Source organism: Marinobacter halodurans, from assembly GCF_004327985.1.
GTDB lineage: Bacteria > Pseudomonadota > Gammaproteobacteria > Pseudomonadales > Oleiphilaceae > Marinobacter_A > Marinobacter_A halodurans.
Genome location: NZ_SJDL01000019.1, coordinates 80,649 through 94,761, shown reverse-complemented (window position 1 = coordinate 94,761; position 14,113 = coordinate 80,649). Strand labels below are relative to the sequence as shown.

The 14,113-nt window shown below is 58.3% G+C and carries 13 protein-coding genes, 1 tRNA gene and 1 pseudogene; 8 read left to right on the top strand and 7 right to left on the bottom strand.

Going from position 1 to position 14,113, the window contains the following annotated elements:
• Positions 1–121 precede the first annotated feature (121 nt).
• The 4 genes and pseudogenes from EZI54_RS13065 to EZI54_RS13050 all read right to left on the bottom strand — a co-directional run.
• Positions 122–542: pseudogene (locus EZI54_RS13065) on the bottom strand (transposase); the annotation flags it as partial.
• A gap of 169 nt (positions 543–711) precedes the next feature.
• Positions 712–1,470, bottom strand: coding sequence for an aspartyl/asparaginyl beta-hydroxylase domain-containing protein (locus tag EZI54_RS13060; RefSeq protein WP_207389208.1), 759 nt, complete (start codon positions 1,468–1,470; stop codon positions 712–714).
• A 348-nt stretch (positions 1,471–1,818) separates the two neighbouring features.
• Positions 1,819–3,096, bottom strand: coding sequence for a cupin-like domain-containing protein (locus tag EZI54_RS13055; protein WP_131482331.1), 1,278 nt, complete (start codon positions 3,094–3,096; stop codon positions 1,819–1,821).
• Between the two features lie 455 nt (positions 3,097–3,551).
• Positions 3,552–3,642: transfer RNA gene (locus EZI54_RS13050), tRNA-Ser, on the bottom strand.
• A gap of 337 nt (positions 3,643–3,979) precedes the next feature.
• Here EZI54_RS13050 and EZI54_RS13045 point away from each other — a divergent pair.
• From EZI54_RS13045 to EZI54_RS13020, 6 genes are all read left to right on the top strand, one after another.
• Complete coding sequence (locus EZI54_RS13045) at positions 3,980–4,702, top strand: Bax inhibitor-1/YccA family protein (protein WP_131482330.1); 723 nt, start codon at positions 3,980–3,982, stop codon at positions 4,700–4,702.
• Between the two features lie 74 nt (positions 4,703–4,776).
• Positions 4,777–5,196, top strand: a complete 420-nt coding sequence (tusD, locus tag EZI54_RS13040; RefSeq protein ID WP_131482329.1) for a sulfurtransferase complex subunit TusD — start codon at positions 4,777–4,779, stop codon at positions 5,194–5,196.
• The gene (locus tag EZI54_RS13035) at positions 5,193–5,543 is read left to right on the top strand and encodes a DsrE family protein (RefSeq protein ID WP_131482328.1); all 351 of its coding nucleotides are present in this window, start codon (positions 5,193–5,195) and stop codon (positions 5,541–5,543) included. The genes tusD and EZI54_RS13035 overlap by 4 nt, the downstream gene beginning before the upstream one ends.
• Positions 5,543–5,827, top strand: a complete 285-nt coding sequence (tusB, locus tag EZI54_RS13030; RefSeq protein ID WP_131482327.1) for a sulfurtransferase complex subunit TusB — start codon at positions 5,543–5,545, stop codon at positions 5,825–5,827. The genes EZI54_RS13035 and tusB overlap by 1 nt, the downstream gene beginning before the upstream one ends.
• Positions 5,827–6,153, top strand: a complete 327-nt coding sequence (locus EZI54_RS13025; RefSeq protein WP_131482326.1) for a TusE/DsrC/DsvC family sulfur relay protein — start codon at positions 5,827–5,829, stop codon at positions 6,151–6,153. Before tusB ends, EZI54_RS13025 begins: the two co-directional genes overlap by 1 nt.
• 6 nt (positions 6,154–6,159) lie before the next feature.
• Positions 6,160–7,215, top strand: a complete 1,056-nt coding sequence (locus tag EZI54_RS13020; RefSeq protein ID WP_131482325.1) for a glycosyl transferase family protein — start codon at positions 6,160–6,162, stop codon at positions 7,213–7,215.
• Here the strand turns inward: EZI54_RS13020 and EZI54_RS13015 are convergent.
• From EZI54_RS13015 to nfuA, 3 genes are all read right to left on the bottom strand, one after another.
• Positions 7,192–7,542, bottom strand: coding sequence for a hypothetical protein (locus EZI54_RS13015; RefSeq protein WP_131482324.1), 351 nt, complete (start codon positions 7,540–7,542; stop codon positions 7,192–7,194). The two genes, EZI54_RS13020 and EZI54_RS13015, sit on opposite strands and share 24 nt — an antisense overlap.
• A gap of 23 nt (positions 7,543–7,565) precedes the next feature.
• Positions 7,566–8,783 carry a DUF445 domain-containing protein gene (locus EZI54_RS13010; RefSeq protein WP_131482323.1) on the bottom strand — a complete coding sequence of 406 codons (1,218 nt, stop codon included), beginning with the start codon at positions 8,781–8,783 and terminating at the stop codon, positions 7,566–7,568.
• Between the two features lie 245 nt (positions 8,784–9,028).
• Complete coding sequence (gene nfuA / locus EZI54_RS13005) at positions 9,029–9,616, bottom strand: Fe-S biogenesis protein NfuA (protein WP_131482322.1); 588 nt, start codon at positions 9,614–9,616, stop codon at positions 9,029–9,031.
• Between the two features lie 224 nt (positions 9,617–9,840).
• Between nfuA and metH the strand changes: the two genes are divergently transcribed.
• Together metH and EZI54_RS12995 are read left to right on the top strand one after the other, a co-directional pair.
• Entirely contained in the window at positions 9,841–13,539 is a 3,699-nt protein-coding gene (metH, locus tag EZI54_RS13000) for a methionine synthase (RefSeq protein WP_131482321.1), read from the top strand.
• 50 nt (positions 13,540–13,589) lie between these two features.
• Positions 13,590–13,829: a DUF2970 domain-containing protein gene (locus tag EZI54_RS12995; RefSeq protein WP_131482320.1), complete on the top strand. Its 240-nt coding sequence runs from the start codon at positions 13,590–13,592 to the stop codon at positions 13,827–13,829.
• The last annotated feature ends 284 nt before the right edge of the window (positions 13,830–14,113 follow it).

Sequence of the window (14,113 nt, the reverse complement as noted above, 5' to 3'; positions counted from 1 at the left end):
CCCAGCCAGCAGGCTGACATCGGCCAGACTGTTGTCCAACACGTTGAACGGTGCCGGCGTTGTCATCGGCTTCTCGGTGCCCTTGCGCCGGAACACTGGGCGCTCGCATTTAAGCACCACATAACTGATTGATGGTGCCGTTGGACAGGGAGACGCCATAGAGATCGGCGATGTGGGTGCGGATGTCCTGGTAGCTGTTACCCAGGGCGAACAGGGCGAACAGGGCGAACAGGGCGATGATCTTACGCTCCAGTTCGTCGGTGAGATGCGTTTGGTGCTTCTTGACGATCTGTGGTTCGAACGTACCGGTGCGGTCGCGTGGCGCTTCCAGTTCGAAGGCCCCTTCATGGTCTTGTGACTCGCGCCGTTCTTGCGATTAGGGGCAGCCTCCGTGAGCCAGGTGGGCCTCAAGCTCGCCTTGCATGGCGGCTTTCGGTGAGTTGCTTGATCAGCGGTGTGAGGATGCCATCTTTGCCGGTGAGATCCTTGCCCTCACCCAGGGCTTGCAGGGCGGCATCCATATCGAAGGAGGGCTTGGTCATGGGTCATCTCTTTTTGCAGCAGTTTAAAGAAATGACCCAGAATTCTGAACGCTCCCAGGCCTTGGCGGTTTCCCGCCAGCGCACAGAGCACCACCAATACTCTTCCGCAGTTGCTGCGCTCAGGAACAAGGCCGCAACACGAAAGTGCCACATCCTGCTTCGGCCTTTGTTAGTTCGCCTTTGCTTTATAAAATTTAGCTTCCCAAGACTTCTGATTCTTCCATGCCCTTTGAACGAAAGGCGTCTTTTGGATGATCCAGATCGTCAGATCATTTAATAACGCGACTGGCAGTGGCAATGGGCGCTTGAAGTCGACAAACATGACAACCCGCAAGTGTTCGGTATCATTCCATACTTGGTGCATGTAGGTATCATCAAAAATCAGGCTATCGCCTTCACTCCAGTGCTTCACAGTGCTGCCCACTCGAATGCGGCACTTTTCTTTATTCTTCGGTACGATCAGGCCGAGATGGTAGCGCAATACGCCGTTGTAGACACCGCGATGTTCCGGAATATGTTTCCCCGGACTAAGAACGGAGAAAAACGCGGTCGTCATCCCGGGAATACCTTCAAGCAGCATTGCCGTGGAGGGGCAGGCGCTGCAGTTTTTCTCAGACTTCAGGCCATAGCCATACAGGAAGAATGTCTTCCAGTGATTATCAGCCGTCAGTGCTTTTTGCTCCGGCGAGATGTCCTGGAAGTTCGGCAGATCCTCGGCATTAGTTAGTACCCCTTCCAGCTCCCGGCGAATTATCATCCAGTTTTTTTCAATATTGCTTGTCCATGCAAATTGCCGCTTGTCGAAAAATTCACTGTCACCGACCTTGGAATATTTCGCCACTATCTTCTCGGCGACCCATATCCACATGAGCACGATAATCAAGAATAAATAAAGAAGCGGAAGGAAAATGATTCTCAGGATTCTCATTCTGTGGGCTCGCCGTTTAGGATTGTTGTTTCGGCTGTTTTAAAGCATATATCCCGTCATGGGCACTTATATGACAGCCACTATTGGCTAAAACAATCGGAGACCTCAAGCAGTTCTTTACCGCGATTTGTTGCGCTATACGTATCCCGGGGCCTACCGAACCCGAGCCCGCAACGCGCTGCATCGATCGGGGTCCGTTGACCGCGGAATTCACAGCAACTTTTCATCGAGCATCAGGCGGTCGACCTAAGGCCAGAATCTCCTCCCTTGCCTACATTGCACAGATCAAGCTCTAACGGGCCCGTGAATCACTTCACGAGCCACATATCAACCCCCGCCTTGAGGTGATCAGAAATCATGTGACGAGAAAAGGGTATTACTGTTAATAGTATTTTCCAAACTATAAAACGCATGCCACCAACCACGTGGAACATAAAGCATTTCCCCTGGCTCCAACACGCCCTCAAATAGCTCTGCCTTCTTCACTTCTGGGAAGGTACCAAAGTCCAATGGACCAAAAGGATCCACCTGAGAAGTCGGAGCCCCATCGTTGTACATGTCCCGGTGCATCGGATACAGGTGTTTGGTCTGATTTGGATGCGCCAATATAAAATGCTTTCGTCCAGCAATTTGAAAGTTCAAGTTGTGGTACTTTTTTGGGTCCTTCCCCGTACGATCAACAATGTGCCCGTCTTGATGCAATGTGGAGTTTATGTGTGGTGCCCCGATCCAAATATTGTGACATTTCACGGGATACTCCCGGGGAACCATTTCCGGTACCGGCAAGTACTGGCCTAACCCCAATATTTCTAAAACAGACGTTTCGTAAAGGGCAAAACGCGAGCCATTGGGGTTCGAGGCGAGCATTGAAACAAGCATCGAAATCGTAGTGCTCACATAGGTGTTTTCTGGCATGTACGCCGCCTTTTCCATTTCCTGGATGCGTACTGTCTGATCACCAAATCGATCATTCCACCAATCAAGATCCTGGAGCAACGGATAGGCACTGGTGCTTCCACCGTAATGACCGAAGATAACTGGGCAACCTGCTGCCATGATATCTTTCAGCTCACTAGTGGGCGCGACACGCTCAACCCCCGTGACCGACATTTCAGGATGACGCGAGCTTAAGAATGATGGTGGGGGCGGGGGCGAAACTTTACCGGTAGACACCGGATATTTTGCGCGACAGATTACGCTGACGGTATCCGCTATTTCTTTTGAAACCCCCTGTAACATCTCCTTGAATGCAGGAGAAAGGTATTGAGGAGGGACGTTGGGCTGACTGCCAACCTCAAGAAGCGCACCGAATGCTGCCTCGTGCACAATGACCTCAACGGAAATCTGCAGGAATCCTGAAGTCAAATTGAACTCAATTGTTCTGTCATCTGGAGCAAGACGAACGACAGAAAACGCGATTAGATTGTCGCAAGCAATCGCATGGCTACTGGGATGATAGAGTAGGACGCCGTTCTCAACTGGTTGTTCTTCCCTGTCCGAACTAAGCCTTCGCGAATCCAGGAAAGGTATCCATGTCTCGGGACAGCGGGTGTCAGATATTACTTCCCAGACATCGTGTGCGGCAGTTTCGATTTTTCTCACTACCGATGCAGTTCGGTTCGACATAGGCAAACTCCCCAGACAGCCCTTCCAAATGTTGAAATGACGCAGATAGTGGCATTTACATTATACGCCGGGGAACCTAAGTCAATAGCTGACACTGAGAACTACGATACCAGACTGTTTGTTGCCGCATTCCGGTCACCAATCACCCAGCAGCCTCTCCGTCAACTCCGGCAGCGCGAACAGGACAAGCCCACGCCCTTTATAGCGTCAGCGCTACCATCTCGAGACATGCCACGCCATTCATGGAAGTTGAGCTCAACCGGATTTTGGGTGCAGAGTTGCAAGCGCGGCGCACCTGGTTAGCACCCAGCCCCTTTCGCAACCCACAAACGAAGAGAAGTGCATGGAACAAGACCCTGGTTAGCGCTTTTGTGCGGCTTAATAGGAAAATGACACCGGATCTGGTGCTGGTCGTCGTGGACACGACGTTCGGGAAAACCGGGAAGAGAATAAAGTGGCGGTGGGCCAGGGATTCGAACCCCGGGAGGGCTACTAACCCTCGGCGGTTTTCAAGACCGCTGCATTCAGCCACTCTGCCAGCCCACCGCATTCGCTCGTAGCGAGCTGCCTTGCGACAGCGGGAGCATGATACCGGAATCGACCGGCCTGTCAACGCCGATTCCTTCGAAATTTATCGTTATCCCATGACGTTGAACCAATAACAGGCCATTCGGTCCAAGCTGTACAAAATCCTTTGATAAGACGTTGAAACTTGCGTATTTGCCCTTATCATGTGGGTAGGTTGATTGAACTGTTGAAGTAGTCTAGTGGCGGTTCCGTCGCACATGCGGCAAACCGGGTGACCGTCTGCCAACACTGAGGCGCCAGTAGACTGCTTCGAAAGTTCCAACCTTAACGTTCCACCATCTGACTGGAGATTATGATGGACGACAGACGCTTCCAAGTTCGCAACGGTCAGGGCACTTATGCCCGGAGCCATACCGGACGTGCAACGACCGGTATCGACGCCAATGCGATGAAGGTGTTGCGCAATACCTATTCCCTGCTGGCGATGACGCTGCTGTTCAGCGCCGTCATGGCCGGTGTTTCCATGTCGATCGGCCTCGGCCAGGGTGCCAGCCTGATCTGCAGTCTGGGTGCCCTGGGCCTGATCTGGCTGGTACTGCCGCGTACCGCCAACAGCTCTGCGGGCATCGCGGTTGTGTTTGCCTTCACCGGCCTGCTGGGCCTGGGCCTCGGCCCACTGCTGAACCATTACCTGGCCTTGTCCAATGGTGGTGCCATCATCATGCAGGCGCTCGGCGGTACTGCGGTGGTCTTCATGACCCTGTCCGCCTACGTGCTGACCACCAAGAAGGACTTCAGCTTCATGGGCGGTATGCTCATGGCCGGGCTGGTGGTCGTTCTGGTTGCCGCCCTGGGCTCCCTGGTTGCCGGCATGTTCGGTGTTGACGTCGCGGCCTTCAGCCTGGCGATCAGTGCCGCTATCGTACTGCTGATGTCCGGCTTCATCCTGTTCGATACCTCCCGTATCATTAACGGTGGTGAAACCAACTACATTATGGCGACAACAGCGCTGTACCTGGACATCTACAACCTGTTCGTCAGCCTGCTGCACATCCTGGGCGCCCTGAACGACGACTGATCTCGTTCGGTCAACCCGTGCAACAAACCCCGGTTCGCCGGGGTTTTTTCGTCCAAGCCGCGAAAGGATCGGTCATGGCTGCTGAAGAAGCCGCCCGCTTTACCCTGGTCATCACTGGCGCGCCCTACTCCAGTCAGGCGCCACAGACCGCCCTGTACTTTGCCCGCGCCGCGGTGACGGCAGGCCACACCATTGCCCAGGTCTTCCTCTACGGCGACGGTGTTCACCTGGCCTCCAGCCTGGCCAGTCCGCCCAGCGATGAAACAGACTGGCCGGCAGAATGGCGGGCTTTCCTGGGCGAACACCGGATACCGGCAACCTGCTGTATTGCCTCGGCCCTGCGTCGTGGACTGCTGGACGAATCGGAAGCGAAACGCTACGCGAAACCAGCCAGCAATATCGCGGCGCCTTATCAGGTGGCCGGATTGGGCGATTGGCTGGCCGCAACCCAGGACAGCACGCGCACCCTGTATTTTAACGGAGGCCAGTCATGAGCCGTCGTTACCTGTTCGTTATCGACCGGGCGCCCTACGGCGACTGGAGTGGTCGGGAAACGCTGGACATGGCGCTGTCGGCCGCTGCGTTCGACCAGCCCGTGGCGCTGCTGTTTGCTGGGCCAGGCGTGCATTGGCTCCGCGGCGGCCAGCTACCGAAAGCCATTGAGCAGAAGACGGTGTCGCGCAACCTCGCGGCCGCCGCGATATTCGGCCTGGAAGCGCTTTATGTCCCGGAGGACGAACTTGAACGGATCCGGGCGGATGCTGACGAAAACCTGGAAATCAACCCCGTAGCCTCCATTCGAGACCTGGAAGACCAATACACCGACGTGGTTCGCCTGTGATGACGTGCCTGCATATCCTGAACAAGGCCCCCAACCTGCCCCGCTTCGCAGCCTGCCTGGCCGACCTTGAAGCGGGCGACCAGTTGCTGCTGACGGAGAATGCCGTACTCTCCATCCTCGACAACGGTATTTGCTGGCCGCATGGCGTGACGCTCTGCGCCCTGAAGCCCGATGCGGAGGCCCGTGGCGTGGCCGTGGAAAACGCCGCGATCCAGATAGATTCCATAGACTTCCGCGAATTTGTTAATCTGACGCTGAACGCAGATAAGGTAGTGTGCTGGTAATGTCCGTTGTAATGCCCGCCCGCAACAGTGAAGGCTTTCTCGATAACCCCGAGGCGTGGACGCCGCCAGTGGCCGAGCGTATTGCCGCCGAGTCGGATATCGAGCTGAACGATGCCCATTGGGAAATCATCCATATGCTGCGCGATTTCTACGCCGAGCATGAGATGGCTCCGCCGGCCGCCCGTTTTTTCGTGAAGGCCGTCAAACAGCATTTCGGCGAGGAGAAAGGCAACAGCATCTACCTGATGCAGCTGTTCCCCGGCTCCAGCGCCGTCAAGGTGGCCTGCCGTATCGCCGGCCTGCCCCGGCCCACCAACTGCCTGTAGGTCCCCATGTCCAACGAACCGTCCGCATTGCCCGAAACCAAGCCCGGCGAGCACCCGTTTGCCCCTTACGTGCGGATCCTTGGCCGGGGCAAGCGCGGCTCACGCTCCCTGAGTCGGGAGGAAGCCCGCCACGCCATGGGCATGATCCTCGCGAACGAGGTCGAGGACGTGCAGTTGGGTGCCTTCCTGATGCTGTTGCGGGTCAAGGAGGAGTCGCCGGAGGAACTGGCCGGTTTCGTGGATGCCGTCCGTGACCAAGCCAATGCCCCCGCGGGGCTGACGGCCGATGTTGACTGGTCGTCCTACGCCGGCAAGCGGCGTCACGCGCCCTGGTTTTTCTTCTCCCTCCTGCTGCTGGCGGATGCCGGCCTGAGGGTCTTTGTCCACGGCGCCGAGGGGCATACACCGGAACGGATCTATCTGACGGCGGTTATGGAAGCGTTCGGTTTTCCGGTCGCCCACGACTGGGAAACCGCCGCGCACCAACTCGATGAGCCCCGTCTCTGCTATATGCACCTGCGCGATGTTGCCCCCCGGCTGGCGGAAATGATCGAACTGCGGCCGATCCTGGGGCTGCGCTCGCCGGTGCATTCGCTGTCCCGGCTGATTAACCCCTTGTCGGCGCCGGTCGTACTGCAGGGAATCTTCCATCCTCCCTACGCCGGCCTGCACCAGGGTGCTGGTGAGCTTCTGGGATATGAGCGTGTGGCGGTCATCCGCGGCGAAGGCGGTGAGATTGAACGCAATCCGGACAATGCCATGAAGGTGTTCCGGGCCCGCCGGGATGGCGGGGGTTTTGTGACCGAAGAGGACAGCTGGGCCGCACTGTTCCCGCAACGGCACGTCAAACCCGAAAAAATCGATATCACCGATATGGCGCAGGTCTGGCGGGGCGACCGATCCGATGAATATGGGGAAGCCGCCGTCATCGCTACGACCGCCTTCGCCCTTTACGAGGCCGGACGCGCCGCGACGCATGAAGCTGCGCTGTCCCGGGCGGAAGCATTGTGGACCGGGCGTGACCGCCGGCGATTCGACTCAGCGCTGGCCGTTACGGGTTGAATCTGGCCGGCTTTCACGGCGTTCCGGGTCGTCAAAGGTACCGAGAAAGCTGCTGAGTCCGTTCTCGACGAGGCCCGAACCGAATTTCAGGAAGGTCCGGGTCGATTCCTTGAAGGTGCTTTCCGGCAACTCCATCAAGCCATCCTTGACGCCCTCCCTCACCCCCTGGCGAACCCGCTGTTCAACGCGATCACCGGCGGCATTCAGCTCCTCCACCTTGCGATCCAGGTATGGCCGCAGCACGAAACGATGGAAGCCGGTCAATACGACCAGGACGGTCACGGCCGTTACCGCAATGTGTATCAGAATCTCCTGCCAGATCGCCATGGACAGTCCCTCCCCGTGTCGTCTTAGAAGCCGATAGAGCCCGGCCAGTAATAGAGAAATCCCAGTTGTGCGGCCCCGGCAACCGCGCCGAACAGGCCGCCCACCAGCATCAGGTAGAGCTCTTCCTCCTTGAACGCCGGTCGCAGGATATCCTGGAACTCGGCAGGCCCGAGCGCCTTCATCTGCTGGGCCAGCACGCCGGCCACGACCGGGGCGCGCTCCCGGTTGAACTCCGGATCGCAGAAGACATGCCCGGTTGCCAGCACGGCCTTGTCGTTCATGGCCTGTTTCAGCTCGGTGTAACCGGTCATCCCGACACTCAACTGGGCCCCCAGCTTCATGAGTGCGGACTGGTCCAGCAGTGGCCGCAGATGTTTCTGGATGATGGCGCGCGTGCGGCCGCCTTCCCGGCCGTTGATCATTGCATCGGCCACCTTTTCCACCGTAAGCAGCTCTTCGGCAACCAGGCGGCTCCAGACGTCACTGATCTCGTCCTGCCGGCGCAGGAACAGGCCCTGCACCTGCCAGCCAAGGATCCGAAACGGCGTCAGGGGCCGGAAGATCAGGTTGATGGCCAGCCAGTTGGTCAGGAAACCCACAACGAAGCCCGTCAGCGGCAACAGCCAGGGATAGGGAAACGACATCCAGGCCGGCAGGATCGCTGCCCCCAACAGGCCGCCGATCAGGGCCCCTTTATTGATCACCGAGCGCAACTCCACGGCACCGGCCTGCTGGAAGATGCGGTTCATGAGATCCGGATGACGCCTGAGTTCACGACTCAGCAGCGCCTTCAGGTCGACGATTTCACTGAGATCGTCACCAAAATCCTCCACCAGCGACTCGATCCGGGCCGGCAGCTGCTCCCGTGCCCACTGGTAGATGCGGTTACGCAGGAAATTGGGCATGTTATCCCACAGCACCGGCTGGACCTGGTACATGATCTCGTCGATGTACTCATCCAGTCTCGGCGTCACCTGGGACACGACCTGCTGGACGATGCGCCCGGGGTCCAGCTTTTCGTAGACCAGGCTCAGGTCGCCAAACTGCCGCAGCGTCCGATCCACGCATATGTGCGCCATTTTTTCCGCTTTGCGGGGAATCACCCCCTGCCAACCGAACCAGCGCCCGATGCCGATGAAATTCACCGGATAGAACGACATCTGGATCGCCAGCCAGTTGGTAAACCAGCCGACAAACGCGGCCATCAACGGAATGGACCACAGCGCTGAATCGCTGAACATGGATACCCCAGTCAGTCTGTCCGGGTCTGCCGAGCCGGAACCTAAACGTCAAATCGTCGGACCCACGGTCAGGGAGTCCGGAGCGTGCTTTGGCTATCGGGAGCCTTATTATGATAGCCATGATGGGCCAGCAGCGAGGCGCTAACATTGGCCGTCCCGCCGAGAAAAATCAGACTGGAAAGCCCACGGCACAGGCAGGCATAAAAAAAGGTGCTCAAGGCACCTTTTTTCCTGAGGTATTCCGCTTACTGGTAGTAAGCGTTTTCAGTGTAGGAGTGATCGGTCACGTCACGGACGCCGGTCAGCTCCGGGATGCGCTCGGTCAGCGTGCTCTCGACACCCTGCTTCAGGGTCAGGCTGACGGCGCTACAACCCTGGCAGCCACCACCGAAACGAAGCACCGCGATCGAGCCATCCGCCACGTCCACCAGCGATACCTCACCACCGTGCGCGGCCAGGCCCGGATTGATCTCGGAAGCCAGGACGTAGTTGATGCGATCCGGCAACGGTGCGTTTTCGTCGATATTCGGCACCTTGGCATTGGGCGCCTTGATGGTCAGCTGGCCGCCCATCTTGTCCTGGGCGTAGTCGACCAGCGCGTCCTCCAGGAACGGCACCGAATTGTGGTCCAGGTAGAGGGTAAATTTTTCCAGGTCGACGGTTTCGTCCGTTGGCACCACCTCATTGGGCGGGCAATAGGCCAGACAGGTTTCCGCGTGCTTCGTGCCCGGCTGGGTCACGAAAATACGGACACCCATACCCTCGACATCCTGCTTCTCGATCAGTTGCGCCAGGTAATCCCGGGCAGAATCAGTTACGGTAACCAATGCCATTTCTCTAACCTGCTTGAGAATTTGAGTTCATTTTAAGGCACCATGGGCCAACATGAAAGACCTAGTATTTTACTCAGTCTTTATAATGATATTGATCATGGTGATGGATTTGAAGGCGGTCACGCCGATTGTAAGCCGCCACACGATGCAATGACGACGTCACGCCGCATATTTGCTATTATTCCGCGCCCCGATTCAGATCAACACAACCCGGAAAAGTCCCTATGAGTGATCGTGAGACCCGACTGAAGCAGTTGCACAATGCCCTGAAGGAACGCATCGTTATCCTCGACGGCGGCATGGGGACCATGATCCAGAACCTGAAACTGGACGAGGCCTCTTTCCGGGCCGAGCGTTTCATGGACTATGACCGGGATGTCCAGGGCAACAATGACCTGCTGAATCTGACCCAGCCTGCCCTGCTGCGCAACATCCACGCGGAATACCTGGCCGCCGGCGCCGACATCATCGAGACCAATACGTTCAACTCCACGCAGCTCTCCCAGAGCGATTACGGCATGGAGTCGCTGGCCTACGAACTCAACGTCGCGGGCGCCCAACTGGCGCGCCGGATTGCCGATGAATTCACCGCGCGCGAGCCCCACAAGCCCCGCTTTGTCGCCGGTGCCGTGGGGCCGACATCCCGGACCGCCTCCATCTCCCCGGACGTGAACAACCCGGGCTATCGCAACGTCGATTTCCAGACCTTGCACGAGAACTATTACGAGGCGGTGAAAGGCCTGGTGGAGGGCGGCGCCGACCTGATCCTGATCGAAACCATCTTCGATACCCTGAACGCGAAGGCCGCGATCTACGCCACCCAGCAGTATTTCGAGGACAGCGGCGTCGAATTGCCGATCATGATCTCCGGCACCATCACCGATGCTTCCGGCCGCACCCTGTCCGGCCAGACCACCGAGGCGTTCTGGAACTCCATCGCCCACGCCCGGCCCATCTCCGTCGGCCTGAATTGCGCCCTGGGCGCCGATGCCCTGCGTCCGTATGTCGAGGAACTGTCGAAGCGGGCATCGACCTACGTAAGCGCGCACCCGAACGCCGGCCTGCCGAACGAATTCGGCGAGTACGACCAGACGCCGGAGGAAATGGCCGCCATCATTGAGGGATTCGCCCGTGACGGCTTCCTGAACATCATCGGCGGCTGCTGCGGATCGCGCCCTGACCATATCGAAGCCGTTGCCAATGCCGTGGCCAAGTATCCGCCCCGCAGGATTCCCGAGATCGCCCCTGCCCTGCGCCTGTCGGGCCTGGAGCCCTTTACCGGGGATGAAAACACCCTGTTCATCAACGTCGGCGAGCGCACCAACGTTACCGGATCCAAGCGCTTCCTGCGCCTGATCAAGGAAGAACAGTACGAGGAGGCGCTCAGCGTCGCCCGTGACCAGGTCGAGAATGGCGCCCAGATCATCGATATCAACATGGATGAGGGGATGCTCGACTCGAAAGACGTCATGGTCCGATTCCTGAACCTGGTAGCCTCGGAGCCGGATATCGCGCGCGTGCCCATCATGATCGACTCGTCGAAATGGGATGTGATCGAGGCGGGTCTGCGCTGCATCCAGGGCAAGGCGGTGGTCAACTCCATCAGCCTGAAGGAAGGCGAAGACGAGTTCATTGCCCGCGCCAGGTCCTGCATGCGTTATGGCGCTGCGGTCGTCGTCATGGCGTTTGACGAGCAGGGCCAGGCGGACAGCTTCAAGCGCAAGACCGAGATCTGTAAACGGTCCTACGACACGCTGCTGGGTATCGGCTTCAACCCCAGCGATATCATCTTCGATCCGAACATCTTCGCTATCGCAACGGGGATCGAAGAGCACAACAATTACGCCGTCGACTTCATCGAAGCCACCGGCTGGATTCGCAAGAACCTGCCCCATGCCTCGATTTCCGGCGGCGTCAGCAACGTCTCGTTCTCGTTCCGCGGCAACGACGTCGTGCGGGAAGCCATCCACTCGGTGTTCCTCTACCACGCCATCAAGGCCGGCATGAACATGGGTATCGTCAACCCGGGACAACTGGTGGTCTACGACGAAATCGATCCCGAATTGCGTGAGCTGGTCACCGACGTGGTGCTTAACCGCCGCGAGGACGGTACCGACCGGCTGCTCGAAGCCGCCGAGCGCTATCGCGGCGAGCTCGGCAGGGCCCGGGAGGAGGATCTGGCCTGGCGCGAGTGGCCCGTCCAGAAGCGACTGGAGCACGCCCTCGTCAAGGGCATCACCACCTATATTATCGAGGACACCGAAGCCTGCCGCCAGGAAGCGGAGCGCCCGATCCACGTCATTGAAGGCCCGCTGATGGATGGCATGAACGTGGTCGGCGACCTGTTCGGGGACGGTAAGATGTTCCTGCCCCAGGTGGTCAAGAGCGCCCGCGTGATGAAACAGGCGGTCGCCCACCTGATCCCCTTCATCGAGGCGGAAAAGACCGAAGAACAGGAAGCCAAGGGCAAGATCCTGATGGCCACGGTCAAGGGGGACGTCCACGATATCGGCAAGAACATTGTCGGCGTGGTCCTGCAATGCAACAACTACGAAGTCATCGATCTCGGCGTCATGGTGCCCTGCGAGAAAATCCTGGAAACCGCCAGGGCCGAGAACGTCGATATCATCGGCCTGAGCGGCCTGATCACGCCATCACTGGACGAAATGGTTCACGTTGCCCGCGAAATGCAGCGCCTGGAATTCGATATCCCGCTGATGATCGGTGGTGCCACGACCTCCAAGGCCCACACAGCCGTGAAGATCGAGCCCCAGTACAAGAACGACCTGGCGCTTTACGTGTCGGATGCCTCACGCTGTGTCAACATCGCATCCCAACTGCTCAGCAGGAAAGCCAAGGGCGACCTGGTCGACAACACCCGCGCCGAATACGACAAGATCCGCGAGCGTCGCAAGAACCGGGGCGAACGCACCAAACTGATCGACCTGTCCGCCGCCAGGGATCGCGATACGGGGATCGGCTTTGACGGCTACAGCCCGGTCAAGCCGACCTTTACCGGCATCAGGGCCTTCGAGGACTACGACCTGCAGGAACTGGTCGACTACATCGACTGGACGCCGTTCTTCATCTCATGGGACCTGTCCGGCAAGTACCCCGCCATCTTCGACGATCCCAAGCGGGGCGAAGCGGCCCGCACCCTGTTCAACGACGCCCAGGCCATCCTCAAGCAGCTCCTCGAGGAGAAACGCCTCAAAGCCCGGGGCGTCATCGGCTTCTGGCCAGCCAATCGACGGGGCGACGATGTGGTCGTCTACACCGATGAAAGTCGTCAGGAGGTTCTCACCACCCTGCACCACCTGCGCCAACAGGACGAAAAGTCGCCCGGCAAGCCAATGCTGGCCCTGTCCGATTACCTGCTCCCGGAAGACAGCGACCGCTGCGATTACGTGGGCGGGTTCGCCGTAACCGCCGGCATTGGCGCTGACGAGCTGGCCGAGGAGTACAAGGCGAAGAACGACGACTACAACGCCATCATGGTGAAGGCCCTGGCTGACCGTCTGGCTGAAGCCTTTGCCGAGCGGATGCATGAGCGGGTGCGGAAGGAGTTCTGGGGTTACGATCCGGACGAAGCGCTGGACAACGACGCCCTGATTCGCGAGCGCTACAAGGGGATCCGCCCGGCGCCGGGCTACCCGGCCTGCCCGGACCACACCGAGAAGGCCACCCTGTTCGAACTGCTGCAGGCACCGGCCAATGCCGGTATGGAATTGACCGATCACTTTGCGATGCTGCCGGCCGCGGCGGTTTCCGGCTGGTATTTTGCGCACCCGGAGGCCAAGTACTTTTCGGTGGGCAAAATTGGACAGGATCAGGTCGAGGACTACGCTAAGCGTAAAGGCATCAGCAAAGCAGAGGCTGAACGCTGGCTGGCCCCGAGTCTGGCGTACGATCCGGCGGAATAACGCCGGGAGACGATGGCGGGGCTGGCGATCAGCCTCGCCGGAGTCAACCTATGGCGCGCATCGAGAACAAACCCTCACAGAACGACAAACCGGCAGGCAGGCCCAGCATCCTCAAGATCATGCAGGGAATCCTGGCCGGCGCCTTTGGCGTGCAGAGCGAGCGTCACCGCCACCAGGATTTCAACAGCAGCTCCCCACTGCCCTACATTATCGGGGGCATTCTGTTCCTGGTGATCTTTGTGGTATCGGTGGCCCTGATCGTCCGCTGGGTCCTTGCCACGCAAACATAAGATCCCGGTTACTGGCCACTCACCCAGACAACCGCAAAGGCAACCACCAGAAGAATCAGGCATACCGCCGCGACCGCATCGACCTGACTGTCAGACATCGACGATTTTTTACTCATTTGGATACTCCCGTCGCAAATCCTTTTTTCTCATCCTAGCCTTGGCTGAGGGTTTCCGCTTCGAATTTCCTGTCCGATTCCTTCTTTATTTAAAAAATCGATTTATTGAATCGAACAAATCGTATAAAGAAAAGCCAATCGCCATGCCATAAGCCTATGTTTGAAAAG

Excerpts from the sequence above, each read along its gene's own strand:
- EZI54_RS13055 (WP_131482331.1), bottom strand. The coding sequence starts at position 3,096 with ATGTCGAACCGAACTGCATCGGTAGTGAGAAAAATCGAAACTGCCGCA.
- metH (WP_131482321.1), top strand. The coding sequence starts at position 9,841 with ATGAGTGATCGTGAGACCCGACTGAAGCAGTTGCACAATGCCCTGAAG.
- EZI54_RS13010 (WP_131482323.1), bottom strand. The coding sequence starts at position 8,783 with ATGTTCAGCGATTCAGCGCTGTGGTCCATTCCGTTGATGGCCGCGTTT.
- EZI54_RS13045 (WP_131482330.1), top strand. The coding sequence starts at position 3,980 with ATGGACGACAGACGCTTCCAAGTTCGCAACGGTCAGGGCACTTATGCC.
- EZI54_RS13020 (WP_131482325.1), top strand. The coding sequence starts at position 6,160 with ATGTCCAACGAACCGTCCGCATTGCCCGAAACCAAGCCCGGCGAGCAC.
- nfuA (WP_131482322.1), bottom strand. The coding sequence starts at position 9,616 with ATGGCATTGGTTACCGTAACTGATTCTGCCCGGGATTACCTGGCGCAA.
- tusD (WP_131482329.1), top strand. The coding sequence starts at position 4,777 with ATGGCTGCTGAAGAAGCCGCCCGCTTTACCCTGGTCATCACTGGCGCG.
- EZI54_RS13035 (WP_131482328.1), top strand. The coding sequence starts at position 5,193 with ATGAGCCGTCGTTACCTGTTCGTTATCGACCGGGCGCCCTACGGCGAC.
- EZI54_RS12995 (WP_131482320.1), top strand. The coding sequence starts at position 13,590 with ATGGCGCGCATCGAGAACAAACCCTCACAGAACGACAAACCGGCAGGC.
- EZI54_RS13015 (WP_131482324.1), bottom strand. The coding sequence starts at position 7,542 with ATGGCGATCTGGCAGGAGATTCTGATACACATTGCGGTAACGGCCGTG.
- EZI54_RS13060 (WP_207389208.1), bottom strand. The coding sequence starts at position 1,470 with ATGAGAATCCTGAGAATCATTTTCCTTCCGCTTCTTTATTTATTCTTG.
- EZI54_RS13025 (WP_131482326.1), top strand. The coding sequence starts at position 5,827 with ATGTCCGTTGTAATGCCCGCCCGCAACAGTGAAGGCTTTCTCGATAAC.
- tusB (WP_131482327.1), top strand. The coding sequence starts at position 5,543 with ATGACGTGCCTGCATATCCTGAACAAGGCCCCCAACCTGCCCCGCTTC.